General features: G+C 41.8%; 1 protein-coding gene. It reads right to left on the reverse strand.

Annotated features, from left to right (window positions below):
* Positions 1–746: IS3 family transposase (locus CXF72_RS00455; RefSeq protein WP_157823151.1), on the reverse strand; the 746-nt coding region annotated here is incomplete at both ends.

Genomic DNA, 746 nt, shown 5'->3' on the forward strand with positions numbered 1-746 from the left:
TCTGATTTACTCTTTTCTGGATTAAGATTCACTTCATTAATATAATCCCAATTTCTCGTCTTACCAGACCAGCGTTCTGGATGGGCTGATTTCGCTTTTTGGTAAACATTTTTCCTCTTGATTAATATCGCGACATCTTCGCCTGCATGGCGCTGAGCCGGAGTGACAAATTTAATGCCACTGTGCAAGTGTTCTTTGTTATACCACCCTACAAAGCTTTTAACCCATTGCCGTCCTGCGCTTAAGTTTTCAAACCTTTGTTCGGGATATTCTGGTCGATATTTTAATGTTCTAAAGAGCGATTCCGAATACGGATTATCATTGCTCACAGAGGGTCTGCTAAATGATGGGACAACCCCTAATTCTTGCAAGGTGGCGAGCATAGTCGCCCCTTTCATTGGGCTGCCATTATCTGAATGCAATGTAACTTGCTGCTCTATAACGCCTTCTCGATAACAAATATCAGTTATCAGATCAGCCGCAAGCGCACTTAATTCCTCGTTGTGCACTTGCCAGCCGACAATTTTTCGGCTGTAAACATCAAGCACTAAATAGAGATAAAAAAACACGCCTTTAACTTGTGTCGGTAAATAAGTGATATCCCAGGTGTAAACTTGATTAGGGCCGGTTGCTTTTAACGCTTTAGGTTTAATCACTTTCCTAGCAGGTTTACTTCTCTCTCTGTGTTTGAGCTGATTCGCTTCCTTTAATACGCGATAAAAAGTTGATTCCGACGCGAGGTATTG

The sequence above is a fragment of the Psychromonas sp. MB-3u-54 genome (genome assembly GCF_002836415.1).
Lineage (GTDB): Bacteria > Pseudomonadota > Gammaproteobacteria > Enterobacterales > Psychromonadaceae > Psychromonas.